General features: G+C 62.1%; 27 protein-coding genes and 2 pseudogenes. 20 read left to right on the forward strand and 9 right to left on the reverse strand.

Annotated elements, in window-relative coordinates:
- Positions 1-237 (forward strand): transposase (locus NKJ00_RS10265; RefSeq protein ID WP_352629614.1); only part of this gene is annotated, 237 nt, incomplete at its 5' end.
- 92 nt (positions 238-329) lie between these two features.
- On the opposite strand, the gene ndk is transcribed toward NKJ00_RS10265, so the two are convergent.
- Positions 330-752, reverse strand: a complete 423-nt coding sequence (ndk, locus tag NKJ00_RS10270; RefSeq protein WP_013532476.1) for a nucleoside-diphosphate kinase — start codon at positions 750-752, stop codon at positions 330-332.
- A gap of 345 nt (positions 753-1,097) precedes the next feature.
- Between ndk and NKJ00_RS10275 the strand changes: the two genes are divergently transcribed.
- Positions 1,098-1,355 (forward strand): DUF2934 domain-containing protein, encoded by a 258-nt coding sequence (locus tag NKJ00_RS10275; RefSeq protein ID WP_023812624.1) that lies wholly within the window; start codon positions 1,098-1,100, stop codon positions 1,353-1,355.
- A 17-nt stretch (positions 1,356-1,372) separates the two neighbouring features.
- Here NKJ00_RS10275 and NKJ00_RS10280 read toward each other — a convergent pair whose 3' ends face one another.
- Entirely contained in the window at positions 1,373-2,065 is a 693-nt protein-coding gene (locus tag NKJ00_RS10280) for a glutathione S-transferase family protein (protein ID WP_128305352.1), read from the reverse strand.
- Between the two features lie 60 nt (positions 2,066-2,125).
- Between NKJ00_RS10280 and NKJ00_RS10285 the strand changes: the two genes are divergently transcribed.
- A complete protein-coding gene (locus tag NKJ00_RS10285) occupies positions 2,126-2,638 on the forward strand; it encodes a DinB family protein (RefSeq protein ID WP_023812622.1) in 513 nt (170 codons plus the stop codon).
- Positions 2,639-2,686: 48 nt separating this feature from the next.
- Here the strand turns inward: NKJ00_RS10285 and NKJ00_RS10290 are convergent, their stop codons facing one another.
- Complete coding sequence (locus NKJ00_RS10290) at positions 2,687-3,277, reverse strand: GNAT family N-acetyltransferase (protein WP_206535255.1); 591 nt, start codon at positions 3,275-3,277, stop codon at positions 2,687-2,689.
- A gap of 1 nt (position 3,278) precedes the next feature.
- Positions 3,279-4,238, reverse strand: a complete 960-nt coding sequence (locus NKJ00_RS10295) for a LysR substrate-binding domain-containing protein (protein ID WP_023812620.1) — start codon at positions 4,236-4,238, stop codon at positions 3,279-3,281.
- Positions 4,239-4,348: 110 nt separating this feature from the next.
- On the opposite strand from NKJ00_RS10295, the gene NKJ00_RS10300 reads away from it, so the two are divergent.
- The 5 genes from NKJ00_RS10300 to NKJ00_RS10320 all read left to right on the forward strand — a co-directional run bounded on the left by NKJ00_RS10300 (position 4,349) and on the right by NKJ00_RS10320 (position 8,964).
- On the forward strand, positions 4,349-5,182 hold the full coding sequence (locus NKJ00_RS10300; protein WP_023812619.1) for a hypothetical protein: 834 nt from the start codon (positions 4,349-4,351) through the stop codon (positions 5,180-5,182).
- Positions 5,183-5,227: 45 nt separating this feature from the next.
- The gene (locus NKJ00_RS10305; RefSeq protein ID WP_023812618.1) at positions 5,228-6,154 is read left to right on the forward strand and encodes a DMT family transporter; all 927 of its coding nucleotides are present in this window, start codon (positions 5,228-5,230) and stop codon (positions 6,152-6,154) included.
- Positions 6,147-6,350 carry a hypothetical protein gene (locus NKJ00_RS10310; protein WP_023812617.1) on the forward strand — a complete coding sequence of 68 codons (204 nt, stop codon included), beginning with the start codon at positions 6,147-6,149 and terminating at the stop codon, positions 6,348-6,350. The genes NKJ00_RS10305 and NKJ00_RS10310 overlap by 8 nt, the downstream gene beginning before the upstream one ends.
- 162 nt (positions 6,351-6,512) lie before the next feature.
- Positions 6,513-6,962, forward strand: coding sequence for a Ros/MucR family transcriptional regulator (locus NKJ00_RS10315; RefSeq protein ID WP_023812616.1), 450 nt, complete (start codon positions 6,513-6,515; stop codon positions 6,960-6,962).
- A 124-nt stretch (positions 6,963-7,086) separates the two neighbouring features.
- Positions 7,087-8,964, forward strand: coding sequence for an ABC-F family ATP-binding cassette domain-containing protein (locus NKJ00_RS10320; RefSeq protein ID WP_023812615.1), 1,878 nt, complete (start codon positions 7,087-7,089; stop codon positions 8,962-8,964).
- A 244-nt stretch (positions 8,965-9,208) separates the two neighbouring features.
- On the opposite strand, the gene NKJ00_RS10325 is transcribed toward NKJ00_RS10320, so the two are convergent.
- Entirely contained in the window at positions 9,209-9,547 is a 339-nt protein-coding gene (locus NKJ00_RS10325) for a winged helix-turn-helix transcriptional regulator (protein WP_023812614.1), read from the reverse strand.
- Positions 9,548-9,682: 135 nt separating this feature from the next.
- Between NKJ00_RS10325 and NKJ00_RS10330 the strand changes: the two genes are divergently transcribed.
- From NKJ00_RS10330 to NKJ00_RS10345, 4 genes and pseudogenes are all read left to right on the forward strand, one after another.
- Positions 9,683-10,597, forward strand: a complete 915-nt coding sequence (locus NKJ00_RS10330) for an NAD(P)-dependent oxidoreductase (RefSeq protein ID WP_128305354.1) — start codon at positions 9,683-9,685, stop codon at positions 10,595-10,597.
- Positions 10,590-10,760: pseudogene (locus NKJ00_RS10335) on the forward strand (GFA family protein); the annotation flags it as partial. The gene NKJ00_RS10330 and the pseudogene NKJ00_RS10335, both read left to right, overlap by 8 nt.
- An 85-nt stretch (positions 10,761-10,845) precedes the next feature.
- Positions 10,846-10,995: a hypothetical protein gene (locus NKJ00_RS10340; RefSeq protein ID WP_023812611.1), complete on the forward strand. Its 150-nt coding sequence runs from the start codon at positions 10,846-10,848 to the stop codon at positions 10,993-10,995.
- 135 nt (positions 10,996-11,130) lie between these two features.
- On the forward strand, positions 11,131-13,239 hold the full coding sequence (locus NKJ00_RS10345; protein WP_352629619.1) for a molybdopterin-containing oxidoreductase family protein: 2,109 nt from the start codon (positions 11,131-11,133) through the stop codon (positions 13,237-13,239).
- 164 nt (positions 13,240-13,403) lie between these two features.
- Here NKJ00_RS10345 and NKJ00_RS10350 read toward each other — a convergent pair whose 3' ends face one another.
- The 3 genes from NKJ00_RS10350 to NKJ00_RS10360 form a co-directional block, all read right to left on the reverse strand.
- On the reverse strand, positions 13,404-13,880 hold the full coding sequence (locus NKJ00_RS10350; protein WP_352629621.1) for a hypothetical protein: 477 nt from the start codon (positions 13,878-13,880) through the stop codon (positions 13,404-13,406).
- A 313-nt stretch (positions 13,881-14,193) separates the two neighbouring features.
- The gene (locus tag NKJ00_RS10355; RefSeq protein ID WP_352611874.1) at positions 14,194-15,336 is read right to left on the reverse strand and encodes a flavin-containing monooxygenase; all 1,143 of its coding nucleotides are present in this window, start codon (positions 15,334-15,336) and stop codon (positions 14,194-14,196) included.
- Between the two features lie 76 nt (positions 15,337-15,412).
- A complete protein-coding gene (locus tag NKJ00_RS10360) occupies positions 15,413-15,892 on the reverse strand; it encodes an Lrp/AsnC family transcriptional regulator (RefSeq protein WP_023812608.1) in 480 nt (159 codons plus the stop codon).
- Between the two features lie 103 nt (positions 15,893-15,995).
- On the opposite strand from NKJ00_RS10360, the gene NKJ00_RS10365 reads away from it, so the two are divergent.
- The 8 genes and pseudogenes from NKJ00_RS10365 to NKJ00_RS10400 all read left to right on the forward strand — a co-directional run bounded on the left by NKJ00_RS10365 (position 15,996) and on the right by NKJ00_RS10400 (position 24,473).
- Entirely contained in the window at positions 15,996-17,204 is a 1,209-nt protein-coding gene (locus tag NKJ00_RS10365; protein WP_352629623.1) for a diaminopropionate ammonia-lyase, read from the forward strand.
- Positions 17,201-18,424 carry a Zn-dependent hydrolase gene (locus NKJ00_RS10370; RefSeq protein ID WP_352629625.1) on the forward strand — a complete coding sequence of 408 codons (1,224 nt, stop codon included), beginning with the start codon at positions 17,201-17,203 and terminating at the stop codon, positions 18,422-18,424. The genes NKJ00_RS10365 and NKJ00_RS10370 overlap by 4 nt, the downstream gene beginning before the upstream one ends.
- 11 nt (positions 18,425-18,435) lie before the next feature.
- Positions 18,436-19,608 carry a M20 aminoacylase family protein gene (locus NKJ00_RS10375; RefSeq protein WP_352629627.1) on the forward strand — a complete coding sequence of 391 codons (1,173 nt, stop codon included), beginning with the start codon at positions 18,436-18,438 and terminating at the stop codon, positions 19,606-19,608.
- Positions 19,609-20,051: 443 nt separating this feature from the next.
- On the forward strand, positions 20,052-20,225 hold the full coding sequence (locus NKJ00_RS10380) for a hypothetical protein (protein WP_023812604.1): 174 nt from the start codon (positions 20,052-20,054) through the stop codon (positions 20,223-20,225).
- Positions 20,226-20,314: 89 nt separating this feature from the next.
- Positions 20,315-22,291, forward strand: a pseudogene (locus NKJ00_RS10385) (ATP-dependent helicase); the annotation flags it as partial.
- Between the two features lie 135 nt (positions 22,292-22,426).
- On the forward strand, positions 22,427-23,206 hold the full coding sequence (dapB, locus tag NKJ00_RS10390) for a 4-hydroxy-tetrahydrodipicolinate reductase (RefSeq protein ID WP_352629629.1): 780 nt from the start codon (positions 22,427-22,429) through the stop codon (positions 23,204-23,206).
- Between the two features lie 395 nt (positions 23,207-23,601).
- Positions 23,602-23,829 carry a DUF680 domain-containing protein gene (locus tag NKJ00_RS10395; RefSeq protein ID WP_023812599.1) on the forward strand — a complete coding sequence of 76 codons (228 nt, stop codon included), beginning with the start codon at positions 23,602-23,604 and terminating at the stop codon, positions 23,827-23,829.
- 410 nt (positions 23,830-24,239) lie between these two features.
- Complete coding sequence (locus tag NKJ00_RS10400; protein ID WP_352629631.1) at positions 24,240-24,473, forward strand: DUF680 domain-containing protein; 234 nt, start codon at positions 24,240-24,242, stop codon at positions 24,471-24,473.
- A gap of 52 nt (positions 24,474-24,525) precedes the next feature.
- Here the strand turns inward: NKJ00_RS10400 and NKJ00_RS10405 are convergent, their stop codons facing one another.
- Positions 24,526-25,032 carry a SixA phosphatase family protein gene (locus tag NKJ00_RS10405; RefSeq protein ID WP_352629633.1) on the reverse strand — a complete coding sequence of 169 codons (507 nt, stop codon included), beginning with the start codon at positions 25,030-25,032 and terminating at the stop codon, positions 24,526-24,528.
- Positions 25,033-25,201: the final 169 nt, after the last annotated feature.

The following is a 25,201-nucleotide window of genomic DNA, read 5'->3' on the forward strand; positions in this document are numbered from 1 at the left end:
GCCATCAGGCAGACGATCAAAGCTGCCGGCGCCAGGCTTTGGTATCTGCCGCCCTACTCGCCGGACCTCAATCCGATCGAGCAGGCCTTCGCCAAGATCAAACACTGGATGCGACAAGCTCAGAAACGCACCGTCGAGGACACGTGGCGCCACATCGGCCACCTCGTCGAAACCATCGAGGCAGCCGAATGCAAGAACTACTTCGAAAACGCAGGCTACGCTTCCGTCAAAATATGAAACGCTCTAGCGCGGCGAGCTGACCCCCCAACGAAGAAGGCCGGCGAAACGCCGGCCTTCTTTTTACGGGATCCAAGGTCTGGACTATCGGCTCAGCCGACGATCTCGGTGTCCGAGAACCAGTACTTGATCTCTTCTGCCGCGGTCTCCGGTGCGTCGGAGCCGTGCACGGAGTTTTCGCCGATCGACAGCGCATGAACCTTGCGGATGGTGCCTTCGGCGGCGTTAGCCGGGTTCGTGGCGCCCATCACTTCGCGGTTCCTGGCAATGGCGTTCTCGCCTTCCAGCACCTGGACGACCGTCGGTGCCGACGACATGAATTCCACCAATTCGCCGAAGAAAGGGCGGTCCTTGTGGACGGCATAGAAGCCTTCCGCTTCGCGGCGGCTCATCCAGACCCGGCGCGAGGCGATGACGCGCAGGCCTGCCTCTTCCAGCATCCTGGTGATGGCGCCGGTGAGATTGCGCCGGGTTGCGTCCGGCTTGATCATGGAAAATGTGCGTTCGAGCGCCATGGGTCGTCCTTGTCTGAGAATGGAATTGAGAGTGGCGGGCTCTATACAAGCCGCCCGGCCCATTGCCAAGGGGTGAGGAACGGTCCGCGCGGCGGACGGAAAGCCAACTGCTTGGCTTTCCGAGTGACGAACGGTGAAAGCCCGGTCCGCCTTCGGGCGGATTGAAAGGTCCAGTGGACCTTTCAAAGGGTTTGAACGCCCGAAGGGCAGGGAGCGAGAGCGAAGGGCCGGACGGCTGCGCGTTTCTGCGGCAAGCCGGCCCCGTTCAGACGGCTGCACAGCAACGCTTTGCTTGCTATAGTCGCGTGTCGGCGCCGCGCTGAGGTCGGGCCGTATGGAGACACCATGACCATGACAGACGATCGTCAGGAACGCATTCGCAACCGCGCACACCAGATTTGGGTGCAGGAGGGCCAGCCGGCTGGCCATCATGAGCGCCATTGGCATCAGGCGGCCACCGATGTCGACCAGGAGGACGCCGCAGGCAAGTCGGCAGCCAAAAAGCCAACCAGGAAGGCAGCTGGCGCAGGCAAGGCAAAGGCCGCCCCCAAGGAGGCAAAGGCTGCCACGAAGGCCGGCAAGCCAAAGAAGGCGGCCAAGTAAGTTACTGCTTTACGGCGTCAAGCCGCGGCGGCGACCTTTCGTCCCAGCCCGCCATGCAGGTCGAGGCAGCGAACGAACCACTGCGCCACCACGTCGCCATCGTCGAGCAGTTGGTAGGGAGAGGCTATGCGCGCCCATTGCAAGGCGCCGAAGACGATATAGTCGCTAAACAGCGGCGACGCGCCGCCGATGAATGGCTGATAGCCGAGCATTGAACGCAGCGGCTCCAGCGCGGCGCGGAATGTCGCCAGCCCGGCGTCGCGCGCGGTGACGACGTCCTCCAGCGTCTTGCCAAAGCGTTGCTCGCGGCTCCGGCGGAAATAAGCGGCGTTCTCCTCGTCCTGCATGGTGTGGAGGTCGATGATCGCGGCGGTGGTCACGTAGGGATGGATGGTCAGTTGCGACCAGCGCTCGACGAAACGAGCCATCGCCTTGCCGCCTTCACCGCCAAACAGCGTCGGCCGGTCCGGATAGGCTTCATCGAGATAGAGGGCGATGGCGAAGGAATCCGCGAGGACCGTCTCGCCGTCGCGGATCACCGGGACGGTTTTCGAAACGCCGCCCTCGACAGCGGGCACCTCGAGAAAGCGCGTCGGCACGGTCGATATGTCGAGCCCCTTGTGGGCGACCGCCATCGCCACCTTCCAGCAATGCGGGCTGAACGGACGTGTGCTGTCGCGTCCGACGAGATCATAGAGCAGAATGGTCATTGGCGGCAGGCCCTTCAAGCGTTAGGTAGGCCCCGCATCGACGCGAGCCGAGGGGAAGCCATGAGACAGCATTTCATGATGTTTGCGGCCTATAATCAATGGGCCAATGGCCGCATCTATGAGGCCGCCGCCGAGCTCGATGATGAGGAATTCAACCGCGATGTCGGTGCCTTCTTCGGCTCGATGATGGGCACGCTCAACCACCTTTTGACGGCCGACCGCATCTGGATGAAGCGCTTCACCGGCGAGGGCGACGCGCCGACGACACTGGATGCCATCCTGCATCGGGGGTTGACCGGCCTGCGGGCGGCGCGTGAAGCCGAGGACAGGAGGATCATCGATTGGGTCGGCGGCCTCAATGACAAGGCGTTGACGGGCCGCTTCACCTACATGACCGTCTCGGATATGCGCACCGTCTCGCAAAGGCTGGCGCCGGCGCTGGACCACGTCTTCAACCACCAGACCCATCATCGCGGCCAGGCGCATACGATCCTGACCATCCTGGGACGGCCAAGCCTGGGGTTGGACCTGATGCTTTTCCAGCGGACCGAGGAGGGCAGGGCTTTCGCCTGATCCGGTGGCGTTTTGCGTAGTCGGTCCGGGGTTGAAGAGCTTGCGCCACTATCGCTGCATTTTGTGCTGCAGCATCGTCTTTACCTCGGGCCACTCGGAATCGATGATGCTGAACCGGACGGAATTGCGCTTCCGACCGTCCGGCATGATCCGCTCGTTGCGAACGATCCCTTCCTGCTTGGCGCCAATTCGCAGGATGGCTGCCCTTGACGCGTCGTTCAGTTCGTCTGTGGTGAATTGCACACGGACACATCCCATGAACTCGAATGCATGGGCCAGGAGAAGATACTTCGCCTCGGTATTGACCCCGGACCGCTGAACCGAACTGCTGAGCCAGCTATGCCCGATCTCCAGCTTTCTATTCGTGCGATCGATCTTCCAAAACCGCGTACTTCCGCAGATCACTCCCGTGCTGCGCATGACGATTGCATAAGGCATGACAGTGCCGGCCCGTCGTCCAGCCAGGGCATTGGCAATATATCCATCGATCGTGTCTGGCCCGGGGACCACGGTGGCCCTCAGGTTCCACAACGCACCATCCGCTGCCGCGCTCAGAAGCCCCGACGAATGTGCCTGCTGAAGTGGCGTGAGCTCAACAATCTTTCCGACCAAGGCGGGCTGTACGGATTGCACGTCCATTTCAGGCAGCCGTCGAAGCTTCGCCCCTGATTTCGCTGTCCAGCTGGCACTGCGTCAGAGCCGCTTCCGCCATCACCCACTGCTTGAACAACTGGACCTTGCGTGCGGCAAGGCCTTTCTGCGGAGAGACAAAATACCAGCCAGCCGTGTTGGGATGGTGGACGGCGAAGGGAGCCACCAGCCTTTCGGCGCGGATGTCGCTGGCCATATAGGCACGGTTGGCCACCGCAAATCCCATCCCGGAATTGGCTGCCTCGTAGGACATCATGCACGAGTCGAAATAGATGCTCTTGGTCTCGCTGAGCACGAAGCTGGCGCCGGCGAAACCAAGCCAGGATTGCCAATTCTGGGTGCAGGTGTCGGAATGCAGCAGGGTGAAGTGCTTGAGGTCGTCCGGTGTCACCTTCGACAGCCGCTTATCGCCGAGGACTTCGTGGAACAGCTTGCGGCTGCACACCGGTGTCAGGTCTTCGCGAAACAGCAGATCGGATTGCAGCCCGTGAAAGTGACCGTCGCCATAACGGATTTCGAGATCGAATTCCGAGGCCGTGAACTCATGCGTCGCGTAGGAGGTCGAGACCCGCATCACGATATCGGGATATTGCTGCTGGAACAGCGGCAGGCGTGGAAATAGCCAGCGTGCGGCAAAGGTCGGCAGCACCGATATTTTTAGCACATGCTCCTGCGATTGCCCGGTCGCTTCCATGCTGGCGGCGACGATTCGCTCCAGCGCCTCGCGAACGCGCGAGACATAGGTCTCACCCTCCGGCGTCAACGAGACCGCATTGCCGCCGCGCTGGAAAATCTTGAAACGAAGCTGATCCTCCAGGCTTTTCACCCGCTGGCTGACCGCTGAAGCGGTAATGAACTGTTCTTCGCCGGCACGCGTGAAATTACCGTGCCTTGCAGCACTTTCCACGATTTTAAGCGAATTGAGGTTGACCTGACTGAGCAGACGCACGGTTTCGACCTTAAGCTTGGCTTACACTAGCACCAGCATTCCTAATTTTACAGGGGTGGGTGAATTAATCGACTGTTTACCAAGTGTTGCCCCCATCCTGGAGAAGTACAATGAACGCCCATACCATTCCCGAACTGCGTTATGCGATGAGCCGCGAAGCCATTATAGGCCATGAAACCGCCTGGAAAGTGTCGAGTTTCGGTGTCGCGCAATATCTGCACGGCTATGACCCGGCACTGCTTGCCGCGATCGAGGAGGCTGCCCTGAAGCTCAAGGCCAGCCATGCCGTGCACAAGCACCTCGATCTGACCTTCATCACCGGGGCCGACCGTTTCATCCCCGAGATCAAGGAATTGCTGCATGACAAGCTGCGCCTGGAGCGGCTGTCCGACATGATGGGCACCAAGCTGGAGCCCTATCCGCTGTCGATCGTCGGCTCGACGGTCACCTTCATGAATCCCAAGGACGGCGCCGTGGAGTGGCATTGCGATGGCGTTCCGGTCACCGAGCTCATTCCATTGTCGATCAGCAATCCGCTGGTCGGCGGCCACCTCGAAATCTACTGCGACGACTCCGAAACCGGCCGCGCCATTCTCGAAGCCGGCCGCGAGATCCCGCGCAACAGTGTCATGCGCATCGATCACAAGATGAACTACGCGACGCTCGGGCAATTCCTGGGCGTCCTGCATCGCACCGCTCCGATCCGGTTCGGCGAGCGCGTCACGCTGGTGCTCAACCAGCGCTCGGTGGCCAAGCCCTATGTCGACGACAACAGAATGTTCTATCTCGCCGCCGACAATGACCACGACCGTGAGTGGGTCAGCGAACTGGCCGAAGATGTCTGGACCAACCAGTTGCCGGCCTATCGTCGGTTCGAGGCAGAGCATCCCGTGCCCGCGGCCGTCGATGCACCGGTTCCGGGCGGCGCCAGGGAATCATGGTAATGAACCAAGATCCCGAAAAGTCGGAACCGGTTTTCGGACAGGATCATGGTCGAACAGCAAAATAGAATCCCATGCCGATTGTTTCGGCAGGGATCCGGCTCGATATCCGCGTTGGTCTTCGCTGCCGGTGCGGTGGCGTTGTGGTCCACCAATGCGCTGGTCGGCAAATCCCTGCTGGCCAGCCACCCGGCGTCGCAGGTCCAGTTCCTGCAATTTGCAGGCGCTGCACTCGTCTTCGCCGCCATCCGATTGATGAGCCGGGAAAGAGTAGCACCGGTCACGGCCGGGGCGGCGCTCATCTCTGTCGCAGTCGGATTCATCGGTCTGGTCGGCACCATGGTGCTGCAATACATCGCCTTCGCTTCGATGCCGGTCATCGAGGCCAATCTGATGGCCTACACCTGGCCGTTGATGGTCGCGGTGGCAGTCATCGCCTTGGAAAATCCGCGGCATCCGGCCCTGTTGGGTCTCGCCACGGTGGTAGGCTTCATCGGCGTCGCACTGGTGATTTCGGGAGGGCGCAGCCAATCCTGGTTCCAGGGCGATCTGGTCGGCTATCTCGCCGCATTCGGGTCGGCGCTGTGCATGGCCTTCTACTCGATCATGGTGGGACGGGTCGCCACCCCAGCGGATCGCCTGTTGCTGCCATCGTCTTTGATTGGCGTCGCTTTGACGTTTCTATGGTGCGCTCGCGACGGTTTCACCTGGCCCGTCGGCGCGGACCTGGCTCTCGGCCTTTATCTCGGCGCCGGTCCGATGGGCTTGGGCTACTATTTCTGGTCGCGCGCCTTGAAGCTTGAAGGCAGCGGCAGGGTCGCGGTGGTCGCCTATCTCACGCCGATCGCCTCGACCCTGCTTTTGACCTTGTCCGGCGAGCGGCTGACGGTGACGGCCATTGTCGGAGCTATCCTCGTCATCGGCAGTTGTGTCGCGGTCGGTGTGGAACGTTCGGAGGCCGAAAACCATGTTTGACGAGAATGAGCGTCTGGCTATTCAGGAAGCGAATTGGCTGATCGATGAATTCGGCGCCGAGGCACCGCTTTACGCCGCGATGAGGGCCGAAAAGGCGATAGAACAAAAGGATTTCGCGCGTTGCGCCCGCTGGAAGCGTATTCTGGAGATATTGGACGAAAGTCCTGCCTCTAAGTCTGCTGGTTCCAAGTATTAGATTTTCTAATTTGCACAGCGTCGATTTTGCATGAATGCTATTTTTGCTGATTCTTGATTCTTTTATGAGGCTTGGCGGTCCGTTGGGGGACGCGGTTAAAGAGATACATCGACACAAGTCTTCGCTGGGGTGGATGATTTTGTCGCAAATAAGGTGAAAGAATTGTCAAATATCGATGATAAGACCGTTATCGAGCTGACGGCCGATATTGTCTCGGCCTATGTAGGCAACAATCCGCTTCCGGCTGCCGGCCTGCCCGAGCTGATTGCCAGCGTCAGCGCCTCGGTTCGCAAGCTGGCCGGTGCGGCTGTCGCGGAAGTCCCAAACCTGGTTCCGGCCGTCAATCCGAAGAAGTCGGTGTTTCCCGACTACATCATCTGCCTTGAGGACGGAAAGAAGTTCAAGTCGCTCAAGCGGCATCTGCGGACCGACTACGGCCTGAGCCCGGACGACTATCGGGCCAAATGGGGCTTGCCACCGGACTATCCGATGGTTGCACCAAACTACTCGGCGACGCGATCGGCGCTGGCAAAGTCGACGGGACTTGGCCGCAAGCCGGCAGCAGCGCCGGCCGCTGTCGCCAAGGCAACGAAGCGCAAGGCGACTGCCTGAGAGCAGGCAAGCCACTGTTCGGCTGCTTTGACGGCGCCCTAGCGGGCGTCGTTTCGAGGCCTTGTGCGGCCAACTGGCCCGCAAGGCCTTGCGAAGCGTTGATGTCCGGTGCAAAAGCGCGGCCATGCTGATCATCAACGACCTATCGCTCCGCATGGCCGGACGCTTGCTTCTCGACCATGCCTCGCTGACCTTGCCGGCCGGCACCAAGGCCGGCCTTGTCGGCCGCAACGGCACCGGCAAGACGACACTGTTCAAGGCCATCACCGGCGATTTCCCGTCCGAGACAGGATCGATCAGCCTGCCGAAGAGCACCCGCATCGGCCAGGTGGCGCAGGAAGCGCCGGGCACCGAGGATGCGCTGATCGAGATCGTGCTCAAGGCCGATCTCGAACGCACGGCGCTGCTCGAAGAAGAAAAGACGGCGACCGATCCGCACCGCATCGCCGACATCCATATGCGGCTGGCCGATATCGACGCGCACTCAGCCGAATCCCGCGCCGCCACCATTCTCGCCGGCCTCGGCTTCGACGACGCTGCCCAGAGGCGTCCGGCATCGTCCTTCTCCGGCGGCTGGCGCATGCGCGTGGCGCTCGCTGCGGTGCTGTTTGCCGAGCCCGACCTTCTGCTGCTCGACGAGCCGACCAACTATCTCGATCTCGAAGGCACGCTGTGGCTGGAAAACTATGTGTCGAAATACCCGCACACAGTGCTCTTGATCTCGCATGACCGCGACCTGCTCAACCGCGCCGTCAACTCGATCGTCCATCTCGACCAGAAAAAGCTGACCTTCTGGCGCGGCGGCTACGACCAGTTCGAGCGTCAATATACAGAGCAGAAGGAATTGCAGGAGAAGGGCCGGGTCAAGCAGGAGGCCGCCCGCAAGCACATGGAATCCTTCGTCGAGCGGTTCCGCGCCAAGGCCTCCAAGGCGAGACAGGCGCAGTCGCGCATCAAGGCGCTGGAAAAGATGAAGCCGATCGCGGCCCTCGTGAACGATTCGGTGCGGCCGTTCTCCTTCCCCGAGCCGGTGAAGACGGTGGCCTCGCCGATCGTGGCGCTGAACAACGTCAATGTCGGCTACACCGAGGGTCAGCCGATCCTCAAGAAGATGACGCTGCGCATCGACGCCGACGACCGCATCGCGCTGCTCGGCGCCAACGGCAACGGCAAGTCGACCTTCGCCAAATTGCTGTCGGGCCGGCTGAAGCAGGAGAGCGGCACCATGACGGTGGCGCCCGGGTTGAAGGTGGCGATCTTTGCCCAGCATCAGCTCGACGATCTCCGGCCGGACGAAAACGCCTACGAGCATGTCCGCCGGCTGATGCCGGAGGCCCCGGAATCGAAGGTACGCGGCCGCGTCGCCCAGTTCGGCCTCACGACAGAGAAGATGAACACCGCCGCCAAGGATCTGTCGGGCGGCGAGAAGGCGCGGCTGCTGATGGGGCTGTCGGCCTTCGAGGGCCCAAACCTGTTCATCCTCGACGAACCGACAAACCATCTCGACATCGACAGCCGCGAATCGCTGATCCATGCGCTGAACGAATTTCCCGGCGCCGTCATCCTGATCTCGCATGATCGCCATCTGCTGGAGGCAACCGCCGACCGGCTGTGGCTGGTCAAGGACGGCGCGGTCAACCCGTATGACGGCGACTTGGAAGACTACAAGTCGCTGGTCACCGGCGTCTCCGGCGACCGCCGCGGCAAGCGCGAGGCCGACAAGGCGTCAAAAGCCGACCGCCGCCGCGATGCAGCGGCACGCCGCGCCGCCTTCGAGCCGCTCGCCAAGGAGATCCGCGCCACCGAAGCGCTGATGGACCGCATTCGCAAGCGAATCGACGGCATCGAGGACGAACTGTCCAATCCGGCGGTGTACGAAAAGGATCCCTCGACGGCGACCCGGCTGGCCAAGGAGCGCTCGCAACTGGCCCAGACACTGGCCGGCCACGAGGAAAAATGGCTGACCATGTCGGCCGAGTATGAGGAAGGCACGGCGGAGTGAGCAGCCGGCTATGCAAGCGAATTCATCGTGCCAGCCGCACGATGAATTGCCTGTGAACGCCGGGACGGTGTAGAGTAGCGGCGGATCCGGCAGATGGCTGAAAGGCCTGTGGCACAGATGCACTTGCTGCGGCTATTTTGCTCGACCGGACGACGCTGCCCGGCATCTATTGCCGCCTTTGGCGTTTAGAAGCGGACCGCGGATCACAAACTCTTCCGCGACCATGCACGAGTTCCTGCTTTTTTCAGGCGGCTTTCCGCTCGTCTTTCCATGTCTCGTGCCGCTTTCCCCATGCCGACATAGCGGTGACCGCATCGTTCAGACTCATGCCCAGGGTCGTGACCGAGTATTCCACGCGTGGCGGTACCTCGTCATAGGCGCGCCGGCTGACGAGTCCGTCGGCCTCCATCTGTCGCAATTGTTGCGCGAGCATCTTCTCACTGATTCCAGGCAACCGCCGGTGCAGTTCGGCGAAGCGGTGCGGCCGCAGGTGCAATTCCCACAATAGCGAGGTTTTCCACTTTCCGCCGATTGCCTGCATCGCGGCGGCAAAGCCGCAACTGTCTGGCTCCTTGCTCCTCATGTGACAACTCCTGACATGATTCCAATAGCTTACCTCAAGGTGCGTACTTCTCAACACAGCAAGAATATATATCTTTGGATCAGCGCGCCAAACACAAACCAATCCCTCGTCGAGAGGGCTATCGGAGAAGTCACCATGAAATCCAATGTCTGCGTGCTCGGCGCGGGCCGCATGGGCTCGTCCATCGTTCGAACGTTGCTCGACCGAAATTATCCAACATCCGTGTGGAATCGCACTGCAGCCAAGTGCCAGCCCCTGGCTGCTCTTGGCGCGAGGTTGGCCTCTTCAGTAGAGGACGGAATCCGGTCGGCCGATGTCTTGATCATAAACGTTCTGCATTATGCCGCCAGCGATGCGCTGCTCAAGCAGCGCAATGTCGCTTCGGCGCTGGCCGGCAAAGCCGTCATACAACTCACCTCCGGCTCAGCGCGTTTGGCGCGGGAGGAGGCGCGCTGGATCGAAGCGCATGGCGCCGGCTATCTGGACGGCGCGATCCTGGCGACTCCGGATTTTATTGGCAAACCGGACACCGCATTGCTGTATTCAGGATCCCACGCCGTCTACGAAGCGAACAAGACCCTGCTTTTTGCCCTTGGTGGCGGCACGAGTTATGTCGGCGAGGTGCCTGGCCAAGCCTCCGCGCTTGACACCGCGCTGCTCACCCAGATGTGGGGCGGGCTGTTCGGCGCGCTCCAGGGCATGGCTGTCGCCGAGGCCGAAGGTCTCGATCTGGATACGTTCAGGAGCCATCTGTCCGCATTCAAGCCGGTTGTCGATGCCGCTTTGTTCGATGTGGTTGACCGGACAAAGGCGCGCCTCTTTGCCGGCGACGACGCAACGCTCGCGTCATTGGGCGCCCACTACAGCGCCTTCCGGCATCTTCTCGAAGCATGCCAGGAGCGAGGTCTTGACGCGGCCATGCCGCGCGCAATGGACGGGATTTTTCAGCAGGCGCTCTCGCGCGGGCGCGCGGATGATGATTTTGCATCTCTCTCACCCCTGTTTGGAAATGGCTCGCCCCGTCCGGGCAGGGAGCCCGCGAATGCGTGATGGCAAGACAGAGCGAAGGGCGACCTGCTCGTGTCGCGGCGCGGAACTGGTTCTCGCCGGAGAGCCTCGGCGCGTCTATGCCTGCAGTTGCCTGGAATGCCAGAGATGCACCGGGGCAGCGTTCTCATACCGAGCCATCTATGCCGACTCCGCCATAGTCGCCCAGAAAGGCGAGACGAAATCCTGGCGACGAACCGGTTCGTCGGGGCAATGGCTGGAGCAGTACCACATGCGGATCGATCGTCTTCATGCGTGCAGAAGGCCTGACGGAAGCGCTGTCGGTATCTGTCGGCTGTCTGGAGGACCTGGAATTTCCGGCTCCGGCAATTCTCCATTGGCCCAACAGGAAGCACAAATGGCTCTGCCTGGAAGGCGTGCCCCTGGCGGAAGTCTCCTGAAGCAGACTGCCCCAGCATTGAGTGGCCGATCGGCTTCTTCCAAAGAGGAGAAGGCAGGGGGCTTGCTCGCCGAGGCAAAACCGTGCGCCGCATCTGGCCCTACACGCGGCGTTCTGAACCCGTTAGTCTTGCAGAATGAACCAGCACGCGCACCTCCGCATCGGCCATTCGGCCTGTCCGCATGATTGCCCCTCGACCTGTGCGCTCGAGGTCGAGCTGCTCGACGGCAAGCGCATCGGCCGCGTCCATGGCGCCAAGTCCAACAGCTACACGGCCGGCGTCGTCTGCGCCAAGGTCGCGCGTTATGCCGACCGCGTCCACCACCCCGACCGTTTGCTGAAGCCGCTGATCCGCGCCGGCGCCAAGGGCGACGGCGCCTGGAAGGAAGCAAGCTGGGAGGCCGCGCTCGACCTCGTCGCCGAAAAATTCATCGCGGCCGAGGAGAAATACGGCTCGGAGACGGTCTGGCCTTATTATTATGCCGGCACGATGGGGCTGGTGCAACGCGACGGCATCGACCGGCTGCGCCACGCCAAGAAATACTCCGGCTTTTTCGGTTCGATCTGCACCAATCTCGCCTGGACCGGCTGGATGATGGGCGCCGGCGCCTTGCGCGGGCCGGACCCGCGCGAGATGGCGAAATCCGATTGCGTGGTGATCTGGGGCACCAATGCGGTGGTGACGCAGGTCAACGTCATGACCCACGCCATCAAGGCGCGCAAGGAGCGCGGCGCGAACATCGTCGTCATCGACGTCTACGAGAACGCGACGATGAAGCAGGCCGATCTCGGCCTGGTGCTGAAGCCGGGCACCGATGGCGCGCTGGCTTGCGCGGTCATGCATGTCCTGTTCAGGGAAGGCATGGCCGATCGCGCCTATCTCGAAAAATATACTGACGACCCGAAAGGGCTTGAAGCCCATCTCGTGACGCGCACGCCGGAGTGGGCGGCAGGGATCACCGGCTTGACGGTCGCCGAGATCGAGGCCTTCGCCCGCCTCGTCGGCACGACGAAAAAGACCTATTTCCGCCTCGGCTACGGCTTCGCGCGCCAGCGCAATGGCGCCGTCAACATGCATGCAGCGTCCTGCATCGCGGCTGTCACCGGCAGCTGGCAATATGAGGGCGGCGGCGCCTTCCATTCCAATTCCGGCATCTTCAAGCTCAACCAGGATGTGCTGGAAGGCACGAAGATGCGCGATCCTTCGATCCGCCATCTCGACCATTCGCGCATCGGCCCGGTGCTGATGGGAGCCAGCGACGCGCTCTATGGCGGCCCGCCGGTGACGGCGATGCTGATCCAGAACACCAACCCGGTGAATGTTGCACCGGAGCAGCGGCTGGTGACGCAGGGTTTTATGCGCGACGACCTGTTCACTTGCGTGCATGAGCAGTTCATGACCGACACGGCCAAGCTTGCCGATGTCGTGCTGCCGGCGACGATGTTCCTCGAGCACGACGACGTCTACAAGGGCGGCGGCAACCAGCACATCACGCTTGGCCCCAAGCTGATCGAGCCGCCGGAAGGGCCGCGCACCAACCATTTCGTCATCGAGCAATTGGCTGATCGCCTCGGCGTCGCCGATCGCCCGGGCTTCGGCCTGACCGAGCAGCAGCATATCGACATCATCCTGGGCAAGCGCGGGCTGGGCAGCTTCGACAGCTTGAAGGAAGAAAAGTGGGTCGACCTGCAGCCGGATTTCGACACCGCGCATTTCATCAGGGGATTTGGCCATGCGGATGGAAAATTCCGCTTCCGTGCCGACTGGACCGGACAGGCCGCGCCCAACCGGCCGCCCAAAAGCATGGGCCTGTTCGGCCCGGTGGCGCGGCTGCCGGAATTCCCCGACCATGTCGACCTGATCGAGGTCGCCGACGAAACCCACCCGTTCCGGCTGACGACATCGCCAGCGCGCAATTTTCTCAACTCGACCTTTTCGGAAACGCCGGTGTCGAAGGCCAGGGAGGGCCGCCCGGAACTGCTTCTGCATCCCGACGATGCCGCAGCCCTTGGGTTGGCCGACGGCGATCGCGTCGAAGTCGGCAACACGCGCGGCGAAGTCGTGCTGCAGGCGAAGCTGTTCGACGGCATCAAGCGCGGCGTGGTGATCGCCGAAGGCATCTGGCCAAACAGCGCCCATGAGCGCGGCGAGGGCATCAACGTGCTGACCGGCGCCGATGCGCCGGCGCCCTATGGCGGTGCTGCCTTCCATGACAACAAGGTCTGGCTGCGCGCGGCGGGGTGAGGGCGGCATAGCCGGTCAGGGATTTCCTGGTCGTGCATCTGGCGATGCGGCAACAATAGCAAGTATTGGCCGCGCGCCGTGCATAGCTGCGACGTTAATATTGTTGAGATTTCAGCGGGGGCTATGTATCGCGGAAGTTAGGAGGGATTCGAAATAATTTCGCTTTAGGATGGATGCACGTGAAGTTCATTTTCAAGAAATATTAGAATATTTTTTATTTGGTTGTTGAATGAAATCGAAATTATTAGGTGGAAAACCGCAAAAAATATGAGGTAGAAAAACATATCGGCCCCATTTTCATTGGTTACTAAGAAATATACCCATCCAAAAAAGGCTAAAATTAAAATAGGGTGTGATATCAATGTCCCACTATTAGTAAATGAGCCACGTATAAAGTTACCATTTTTGCCTTCAATAAACTGTGCCTTAAATGTTGTTATGTTTCTGTATACTCCAGCTTCAATCCAGAATTTCTTGTTAACTTTGTCTAAAAGCACACTGCTTACCAGGTTGCCGTGTTTTTCATTCGAATCAGAAATTTTAAAGAATAGATCTCTTTCTAATGTCTCATATTTAAAATCCCCAACCATTCTAGGGAGGACTAAAATTCTTAGGAAATTGCTATATCTGGGAGATTTCATGAAGCGCCGCTTGCTCTCTTTTACCAAATAAGAGGTTTCGCATAAAATCCCAATTTAAAGCCACGATTTTGTACCAGAGCTTTGCAACACCCTTTAGCGGGCTTTGCGTCATCTCACCACCATCACCCAATATTCTGGCTCTTCCGGCCGTGGCTGGCGTTTTTCCCATTCGACCGTAAATCCGGCTCCAGCTAGGGCCGCCCCCGCCCCAAACCAGGATCTCTAAAACACGATGGCGCTTGTCGCCGCCAAGCTGACGAAGGAGATTGCCAGCATGATGCTGACGACTGCGCTGGGATAGGCAGACCGCAGATCAAACCGGCAGGATTTCAGCCGCCTTGTTTCGGTCTCGTCGGAGGCTGATGTCGTCGGCGATCTGCTCTGCCTCGATCGAGATTTCGCGCAGCAATCCGGTGACCGGATTGTGAAACCCAATCAGATAAAGACCGAGGTCCGAAGCCCTCGCATTGACGCCGCTACCGCCTGGCTGGACGCCGGGCTCCAGCAATCTGGCATAGCCCGGCCGGAAACCGGTGGCGAAGATGATCGCATCGAACGCGCCATGCTGGCCATCGACAAAACGGGTGCCTTGTTCGGTGATCTCGGCAATATCGGGTGTGACCTTGATCGCGCCTTCGCGGATCTTGCCGACCGTACCGATATCGATCGTCGGGATGCGCGACGAGAGCGCGATCTGCTGCAGCATTCCTTGCCGCGGCCGCTTCAGCCCATATTTCCCCAGCCTGCCCAACGCCAGATCGAGAATGATGGGGAACAAGGCATCGTTGATGCGTTGCGGCATCAGGCGAGCCGCCATGCCGATCATCTGGATGGGCACGCCGAGCAGCTCGCGCGGCACGATATGGACGCCGCCGCGCACCGAAATCGTCGGTCGCGCACCGCCTTCCACCAGATCGAGCGCAATCTCGGCGCCGGTGTTGCCCATGCCGACGATCAGAACCGACTGGCCGGCAAAAGGCATGGCGTTGAGATAGTCGGCGCTATGCAGCCTTTTGCCCCTGAAGGCATCGGCGCCGGCAAATCCGGGCATCAGCGGCTCCGCGTTGTTGCCCGACGCGATCACCACGTTTGAAGCGTGCAGGGGGCCGGTTGTCGTGTCCACGAGCCAGCTTCTGCCTCGCCGGCTGATCGCCCGCACCGTTTCTCCAAATCTGGGCCGCAGATCGAAGCGTTGCGCGTAGGCATCGAGATATGAAGCGAACAGATCGCGCGGCACATAGCGCGGATACTCCCTGGGAAAGGGCACGAAGGGCAGCGACGAATAGCGTTTGGTCGTGTGCAAATGGACGCGCTCATAGTGGCGTCGCCACGCGGGTGCGGCCTGCTCCTCTTTTTCGAGCAGGACGAAATCCTGCCCTGCCTGCCGCAGGCACGCGGCAATGGCCAGGCCCGCCGGCCCGGCACCGATAATCGCAACTGGTGTGGTGTCGTCCAAACGCGCCTCCCCCGACAAATTCGCTTCCGGAGAATGGCAAAAGCATGGCAGCCGGAGCCTGCCATGCCTGCAACGCTCAGCCGGGCAAGGGCACCGTCAACCCGACCTTGACCCTGTCCATCGCAACAAACGTGCGGAACTTGCGGACATTGTTGCTGTCGAAGAACAGTTTTCGCGTCAGCGCTTCATAAGCGCCCATGTCGGCCACGGTGATGACCAGGATGAAATCGGCCTCGCCGGTGACATAGTAGCATTGCTGGATTTCAGGGGTCGCCGAGAATTGCCGCTTAGCCGCGTCGATCAGTTCGGCGCGTTCGCTCTCGAGTTCCACCTCGACGAAGATGGTGATCGGCTGGCCGACCGCCGCCGGCTCGATCACCGCGACATTGCCGGCGATGACGCCGGTCTGCTCCATGCGCTTGATGCGGCGCTGCACCGCCGGCGCCGACAGGTTCACAGCTTCGCCGATCAGCCGCTGCGGCGTCGTGTTGTCGCGCTGCAGGATGGCAAGGATGGCGAGATCGAAACTGTCGAGCGAGGGCGGGATTGCAGGCAATGAATATTCCTGACGAAACAAATTTGCATTCGGGAGGCCATATTACAGCGCTCCTTGCGCCGATCCTGCAATATATTCTCGCTGAATGCCAAGGAGGCCGCCAGTGTTTGTGCTCAACTGTAATGCTTTGCATCGCCTGCCACTCGATCCAACCGATGCCGAAACCCTTGGCGTGGCCGGCGCTGACACGGTCGAGCGTTTTCTCAGCCATCGCGACAATCACCTGATGACGCCGCTGCATGCGCTGCCGGCGCTCGCCGCCGAATTCGGACTTGGCGCCGTCCACATGAAGGATGAGGGCTTTCGCCTCGGCCTTGGCAGCTTCAAGGCGCTTGGCGGCGCCTATGCCGTCTTCCGGCTGGTGCTGGAGGAGGCAGGCAGCCGGCTTGGTCGCCCCGTCGACGTGGCCGATCTCGATCGCTCTGATGTGCGGGCCGTCGCCGCGGCGATGACATTTGCCTGTGCGACCGACGGCAACCATGGCCGCTCCGTCGCGCAAGGCGCGCAACTCCTCGGCGCGCGGGCGGCGATCTTCGTCCACGCCGGCGTCAGCGAGGAGCGCATCGCCGCGATCGCCCGTTATGGCGCCGAGATGATCCGCGTTGACGGCAACTATGATGATTCGGTCAGGCAAGCTGCCCAGGTTTCGGCCGAGAAGGGCTGGACCGTTGTGTCCGACACCTCGTGGCCCGGTTATGAACGGATTCCTGGCCTGGTCATGCAGGGCTATACGGCGATCGTGCGCGAAGCCTTGCGCCAGCTCTCTCGGACGCCAACCCACGTCTTCGTGCAGGCCGGTGTCGGTGGCATTGCCGCCGCGCTGGCCGGCCATCTGGCCATCGTGCTCGGTGACGCCAGGCCGACCTTCATCGTGGTCGAGCCGGCGCGTGCCGGCTGTGTTTTTGCAGCCGCCCAGATTGGGCACCCGGTCAAAGTCGCGCACGGCCAGCCGACGGTGATGGCCATGCTTGAATGCTACGAGGCGTCGCCCGTCGCCTGGCGGGTGCTGGCGCGCGCCGCCGATGCCTTCATGACGGTGGATGAGGACGACGCCGTCGCGGTCATGCGGCGGCTGGCACGGCCGGCCGCCGGCGATCCGGCGATCGTCGCCGGCGAAAGCGGCGGTGTTGGTCTTGCCGGGCTGATCCGGGCGATGGCCGACAACCCGACCGAGCTTGGACTGGACGGCAAATCGCGGGTGCTGGTGATCAACACCGAAGGTGCCACCGACCCGCATCGCTATGCCGAGCTGGTTGGCATGAGCCCGGCCGATGTGCTGGAAGGCAAGATGAAAGCCGAGGCAACGGCATGACCGCGATCGATGCACAGCGCCTGCTTGGCCGTATCCGCGAACTCGGTGCCGTCGGTCGCGACGGCGAGGGCAGGCTGATCCGGCTGGCCGCCTCCGACACCGACAAGCAGGGCCGCGATCTCTTCGTCGGCTGGCTGCGGCAGGTGGGGCTCGATGTCGCCATCGACCGGGTCGGCAATATTTTCGGCATCTGGCAAAGCCCGGACAACAGGGAGCAGGCGCCGCTGCTCATCGGCTCCCACATCGACACTGTCATCGATGCGGGCATCTATGACGGCTGTTATGGCGTGCTTGCCGGGCTGGAGGTGATCGAGACGCTCAAGGCATCAGGCTTTTCGCCGTCGCGTCCGGTCGCGGTCGCCGCTTTCACCAATGAAGAGGGCGTGCGCTACACTCCCGACATGATGGGCTCGCTGGTCCATGCCGGCGGCATCGATGCCGAAACGGTGCTGGCGGCTGTCGGCACCGACGGCAGCGTGCTGGGCCAGGAGCTCGCCCGCATCGGCTATGCCGGCGACCGGGAACCCGGGTTCCTCAAACCGCATGCTTATCTCGAACTGCATATCGAACAGGGGCCGGTGCTGGAGCGTGAAAGCGTGCCGATCGGCGCGGTGGAGAATCTGCAAGGCATCTCCTGGCAGCGTATCACCATAGACGGCGTCGCCAATCATGCCGGCACCACGCCGATGTCGATGCGCAACGATGCCGGCCATGCCGCCGCCCGGACCATCACCTTCCTGCTCGACCGGATCAAAGCCTCGAACGCGCCGACGGTGGCGACCGTGGGTACGATCCGCTTCGAGCCGAATGCCATCAACGTCATTCCCTCACGCGCCGTCTTCACCATCGATCTGCGCGATCCCGACGAACAACGCCTGCAGGCGGAGGAGGCGGCGCTTGCCGCCTATCTCGATCAGCTTGCCACCGAGAACCTGACGGTTTCGGTCGAGCAGCTGGCCCGCTTCGAGCCGGTGATCTTCGACCTTCGCATCGTCGAGCTGATCGAGGCCGCCGCGAAGAACCGTGGCCTCGGCGTCCGGCGCATGACGTCCGGCGCCGGCCACGATGCACAGATGCTGGCGCGCATCGCACCCGCAGCGATGATCTTCGTGCCGAGCACCGGCGGCATCAGCCACAGTCCGCGCGAGCACACCGATGACGCCGAGCTTGTTGCCGGTGCCAACATCCTGCTTGATGTGGCCGCGCAACTTGTGAAGTAACAGGGCGAAAAATGTCTGAACTCGATCGCGACGCGCTGAGGCGCGAGATGATTTTCTGGCGGCGCGATTTGCACGCGCACCCCGAATTCGGCTTCGAGGAGAAGCGCACCGCAGCCTTCGTCGCCGCCAAACTGCGTGAGTTCGGCCTCGACGACGTCAGCGAAGGCGTCGGCGGCACCGGCGTCGTCGGCACGTTGAAGCGCGGCAGCGGCAACCGGGCGATTGCGCTCAGGGCCGACATGGATGCGCTGCGCATATCAGAGCGGTCGGACGCATCCTACCGTTCCTGCAATCCCGGCATCATGCATGCCTGCGGCCATGACGGCCACACCACCATGCTGCTGGGCGCGGCAAAGCTGCTGGCGGAGCAAGGCGGTTTCGACGGCACCGTGCGCTTCGTCTTCCAGCCAGCCGAGGAATGGGGCAGGGGCGCGCTCGCCATGCTCGACGATGGGCTGATGCAGCGCTTTCCCTTCGACGAGATCTTCGGCCTGCACAATATGCCCGGCCTGCCGATCGGGCATTTCGAGACCCGTGCCGGCCCCATCATGTCGGCCGAGGATATCTTCGAGATCGTGCTCACAGGGCTCGGCGGCCATGCCGCGCGGCCGCATGCGGGCAACGAGACGCTGGTCGCCGCCTGCGCGCTGGTCACCAATCTGCAGACCATCGTCTCGCGCCGGCTGAGCCCGGCCGACATATCGGTGGTTTCGGTGACCGAGCTGATCACCGACGGCACCCGCAACGCTCTGCCCGGCCTTGCCCGCATCCTCGGCGATGCGCGCAGCTTCCGCCCCGAGGTCAGCACCGAGATCGAGCGGCAGATGCGCATCATTACGCAGGGCACCGCCGCCGCCTACAATGTCGCGGCCGAGGTCAATTACAGCAGGGAGTTCGTGCCGCTGCGCAACGATGCCGAACTGGTCGATGCGGCATTTGCCGCCGCAAGGCACGTCTTCGAACCCGGCAACATCGCCGTCGCCCGCGAGCCGATGACCGCCTCCGAGGATTTCGCCCGCTTCCTCGACCATGTGCCGGGTTGCTTCGTCTTCCTCGGCAATGGCGAGGCTTCCGCGCCGTTGCACAATTCCAGCTACGACTTCAACGATGAGGGGCTGTTGTTCGGCACGGACTTCCATGTCGCCGTGGTCAGGCAAAGGCTGGGTGGCGAGGCGGGAAGATGATCGCGTTTTGATCGCCAACTCCCGGGTTTATTGAGATTGCGGGGATGATGGTCAAGACAAGCTTGTGACGGATCGGCGACCGATAGGGGCCGTGCGCATCGGTACGTTTTTAACAAAGATATTCCCCCAATGACGCAGGGGAAAGACTCAGCTAGCCTCACCTGTGCGGCGGACCTAATTATCCGCTTGGCCGGCGCTTCATTCCTCCTCCCAAGCGGCGCCGGCCTTCTTCCCCAAAAGCCTGTCCGGGACGCCACAGCGGCATGCGGCAGGACACGAGCCCCGCAAACGCCAAGTTCCGCCTCCGGTGCCCCGAGAATGCATCGGGAAAGCGCTGGCGAAACCCATAGCCGTCCTCCAACTTCGACTGCGCGCGTGGACGATTGGCAAGGGAACCAAAGGCGGTTTCCCCGGTTGGTTCTGCTCCAAAGGAGTGTTGCACCATGTTCCGTCTGCTCGTCGTCGGCGCCTTCGCCTATGTCACCTATCGTATCGCCAGGAAGATGGTCGAAAACGTGCCCGATACGGTCGACCCGCTGCTGTTGCCGCCGTCGCAATATGATCGCGAGACCTTGCGGCGGCAGTCGGCCGACATGGGTGTCGATCCGCAACGCTAAAGACACGGACGTCACGCTTCGGCCTGTCGAGCACGAGGCCAGCCTCGCATCGACGTTGCGAACAAAGCAGAAACGATGCTTGATGGGCGATGAACCTCGCCACTGCTGATTCGACCTTTCGGGACCCGACCGTCAAGCCTGCCTATCTCGCCCGGCTCAACGATGCCCAGCGCCAGGCAGTCGAGCACGGCGACGGCCAAATAGCCGGTCCGCTGCTGGTCATTGCCGGCGCGGGTTCGGGCAAGACCAACACGCTGGCTCACCGCGTCGCCCATTTGGTCGTCAAGGGGGCCGACCCGCGCCGCATCCTGCTGATGACTTTCTCGCGCCGCGCCGCGTCCGAAATGGCCAGGCGCGTCGAGCGTATCGCCGGCGAAGTGCTCGGCCGCGATGCAGCTGTCATCACCGATGCGCTGACCTGGGCGGGAACCTTTCACGGCATCGGCGCGCGGCTGCTTCGCGACTATGCGCTGGAGATCGGCCTCGACCCTGCCTTCACCATCCATGATCGCGAGGATTCCGCCGACCTGATGAACCTGGTCCGCCACGAACTCGGCTTCTCGAAGACGGAAGCGCGCTTCCCCACCAAGGGAACCTGCCTTGCCATCTATTCGCGCGCCGTCAACGCACAGGCGCCGCTCAACGAGGTCTTGGGTTCTGCCTTTCCCTGGTGCGCCGGCTGGGCGGAGCAACTGAAAGAATTGTTCGCCGGTTATGTCGAGGCAAGCAGGCACAGAACGTGCTCGATTACGACGATTTGCTGCTCTACTGGGCGCAGATGGCGGCGGAGCCCGAGATAGCGGCGCATCTGGGCGGGCGTTTCGACCATGTGCTGGTCGACGAATACCAGGACACCAACCGCTTGCAGGCTTCGATCCTGATGGCACTGAAACCCGACGGCGCCGGGCTGACGGTGGTGGGCGACGATGCACAGTCGATCTATTCGTTCCGTGCCGCCGAGGTGCGCAACATCCTCGACTTCCCCAACCAGTTCGCGCAAGCCGCCGACGTCGTGATGCTGGAGCGCAATTACCGCTCCACCGAAACCATCCTGGCGGCCGCCAATGCGGTGATCGGCGAAGCCTCGGAGCGCTTCACCAAAAACCTGTGGTCGGAGCGCAAGTCGACCGACAGGCCAAAACTGGTGAGCGTGCGCGACGAGGTCGAGCAGGCCAATTTCGTCTGCGATACCATCCTGGCCGAGCGCGAGGCCGGCACGGCACTGAAATCTCAGGCGGTGCTGTTTCGCGCCTCGCACCACAGCGGCCCGCTGGAGATCGAGCTGACGCGGCGCAACATTCCCTTCGTCAAGTTCGGCGGGCTGAAATTCCTCGATGCAGCCCATGTCAAGGACGTGCTGGCGGTGCTGCGCTTCGCCGAGAACCCGCGCGACCGCGTCGCCGGCTTCCGCGTGCTGCAGCTGATGCCAGGCATCGGCCCTTCGGCTGCCGCGCAGATCGTCGAGACCATGACGACGGCGCTGGACGAGGCCATGGGGCTGGCCGGCTGGCGTCCGCCGCAACGCGCGGCGGATGACTGGCCGGGCTTTGTCTCGCTCTATTCCGGCCTGCGCGCCGGCGCCAAATGGCCTGCCGAACTCGAACAGATCAGGCTGTGGTATGAGCCGCATCTGGAGCGCATCCACGAAGATGCGACGACGCGGCGCGCCGATCTCTTGCAACTTGAGCAGATCGGTTCGGGCTATGCTTCGCGCGAACGCTTCCTGACAGAATTGACGCTCGATCCGCCCGACGCCACCAGTGACCAGGCCGGGCCGCCGCATCGCGACGAGGACTATCTGATCCTGTCGACCATCCATTCGGCCAAAGGCCAGGAATGGAAGAACGTCTTCGTGCTCAACACGGTCGACGGCTGTATCCCGGCCGATCTCGGCGTCGGCACCAAGGAAGACATCGAGGAGGAGCGCCGGCTGCTCTACGTGGCGATGACGCGGGCCAAGGACAATCTCAACCTGGTCATGCCGCAACGCTTCTTTCCGCACGGCCAGGCGGCGCGCGGCGACCGCCATCTCTATGCCTCGCGCACCCGCTTCATCCCGGCTTCGATCCTTGCCGCGTTCCAGCAGGTGTCGTGGCCGAGCGCACAGGTGGCACAGGGCAGGGCGGCCCGGCCGGAGGTGCGCGTCGACATCGGCGCGCGCATGCGCGGCATGTGGAAATAAACAGCCGCGGGATAGCGCCATGTCGAAACCACCGGTCAGGGTCGCCATCGCGGGTGCGCTGGGCCGCATGGGCCGCGAGATGGCGGCGGCCGTGCAGGGCGACGCGCGGCTGGCGCTCGCCGCCCGCTTCCACCGGCCGGGCAGTATCGGCGAAGGGCTGGTGAGCCGCGACGAGGCGCTTGCCGTGGCCGACGTGGTCATCGACTTTACCACGCCGGCTGCCTCGGCTGATCTGGCCAGCATTTGCGCCGAACGCGGCGGGCCGGCCCTGGTCATCGGCTCAACGGGCTTCGATGCTGATGAATCGGCTGCGATCGCCGACGCCGCGAAAACAATTGCCATCGTGCGCTCCGGCAGCTTTTCGCTCGGGCTCAACATGTTGATCGGACTGGTCGAGCAGGCGGCGCGGGCACTCGATCCCGATGACTGGGACGTGGAGATTGTCGAGGCGCATCATCGCCACAAGGTCGATGCGCCATCGGGGACGGCGTTGATGCTGGGCCATGCCGCAGCCGGCGGACGCGGCATCGATCTGAAGACGGTCGCAAGGCGTGCACGCGATGGCACCATTGGCGCGCGGCCTCCCGGTGAGATCGGCTTTGCGGTGCTGCGTGGCGGCAGCATCATCGGCGAACACAGCGTGAGCTTCTGCGCCGACGGCGAGCTTGTGACCCTGTCGCATGCGGCCGGCGACCGCGTCATGTTCGCCCGTGGCGCCATCGCCGCCGCGCTCTGGCTCGAGGGACGCCCGCCAGGCGAATACGATATGCGCGACGTGCTGGGCCTGAACGGCTCATAGCAGGGCCGATTTGTCGCCCCGGGTGGATGTCCGGACCCATACCTCGTCCACCTTCTCCACCCTAAAAGATCGCCTGACGCGGCCAGACTGCTTCAAACCGAACCGTTCAGTTCGATTTCTGTTGACGCGCTGTGTAGCAGATGGTGAACGCCGGCCTGGTGAATGGTCGCAGCCGGTGATGAGTGTTTTCGGGTAAATATCTGATTTTAAATAGTTAAATTATGACCGCCGAGACCCTGTGTCAAATTTCAAGGCCTGGATTCGAGCCGCGGGGGAACATCTTCGTGATTGGAATCCGCGACAGGGCAAGCCCATCTCGGGGTGGTCCGAGCGACGCGAAATTCCTCCCAAGGGCACGCCACTAGACGGACATGACAAATACTGGAGTAATTAAAATGACCAAGATCGCTCTTACCGCCGCCGCCATCCTCGTTGCCACGGGCACCGCTTTTGCCGGCAGCGACAATTATGGCTCTTACAATGCCAACCAGCCGGTTGCGAACCAGTCCGTGTCCAACATCGACACCACGCACACCGGCTCGATCCCGAAGTCCGTGAAGACGCAGGGTGATGCCAATGCCAACGTGCCGGCTCAGTCGGGCCAAGGCATCTGGGGTCGTTGATTTTCTGAAGTCTGCGACCACAAAGAGCGGTGGGCTTTGCCCGCCGCTCTTGTTTTTATGCATGAGCAGGATTTCGGCCGACGGCGCCAGTGTCGGGCGCCGACCGTAATCGAACCAACTGGTTCAATTTATGTTGACGAATCGTGAACGGATGGCGAGCGCTGGCTCGACGAACCGCCGCACCGTGCGTCAGGTATCCCCCTTATAAGCGTTTGAGATCAATTGATAAAACAGGGTGAGCTCAACACCTTGGCCCACGTTCGAGGTCCGGATTTCGCGCGTGAGGGAACGTCTTCGTGATTGGAAGTCGGCGCACGAAAAACCCAGATCGAGGCTGTCCGAGCGACGCGAAATTCCTCCCAAGGGCACGCCACTAGACGGACAGGAACAGGAATACCGGAGTAAATAAAATGACCAGGATCGCTCTTACCGCCGCCGCCATCCTCGTTGCCACTGGCACCGCTTATGCCGGCAGCGACAACTATGGTTCGGACAATGTCAATCAGCCGGCCGTCACCTCGCGCGCGGTCAATGTCGACCACAGTTACACGGCTTCGACCCACAGGCTGGTCAAGCACCGCGACCTCACGCCGACGCCCGATTCGGCCCAGCCGGAATCCGGCCAGGGCAACTGGGGAAACTGACGGCTCAAGCGGGCGTGCGGTTGGGCTTTGCCTGCCGCACCTGCCATGGTCGCTAGCCCAGGTCCTTCGGCCGCAGGCAATGTGTCAGCCGGGCGGGGGACACGACGGACCAATCGCCTTCGAAGACCACCCGGGCGAGAGCTGCCGTCGGGAATTTTTCCTCAAGTCTCGCGAGCGCCTCGGCGTCTGACCCCGGCCCGGCAAGCTGTCTGGCCACAAGTTCCAGGCCCGGATTGTGGCCAATTACCAGCACGCTGCCGCTTGAAGCGTCGGTTTGACCAATCTGGCTCAGAATGTCCGCCGCCGAAGCATCGTACAGCGCCTCGAATGCGATCCGGGGTGGCACGGGCAGCTCCGCCGCCACAAGCCGCCAGGTGTCGCGGGTGCGCAGTGCCGGCGACACCAGCGCCAGGTCCGGCAGCCAGCCGCGCGCTGCAAGCTCGCGTCCCATCAAGCACGCCGCCTTAACCCCGCGTTCGGCCGAAGGCCGGTCGAAATCATCGAGATCAGGGTCGTCCCAGCTCGATTTGGCGTGACGGAGGAGGAGTAGTTGTCTCATCGATGTCGGTCAGGACCAGGGAGACTGGTCAGACGAGTGCGGGCCTTTTGTTTGATCGCTTCAATGTCGAAGGGATCTAACGGGCCGCTTTCCAATCCTTCCAGCCAAGCTCTGCGCAGCCGGTCCGTTTCGGCCTGGCACCGAGTCTGATTTGGCGGTTCCAGGCTAA

It is taken from the genome of Mesorhizobium sp. M0227 (assembly GCF_040321855.1).
GTDB lineage: Bacteria > Pseudomonadota > Alphaproteobacteria > Rhizobiales > Rhizobiaceae > Mesorhizobium.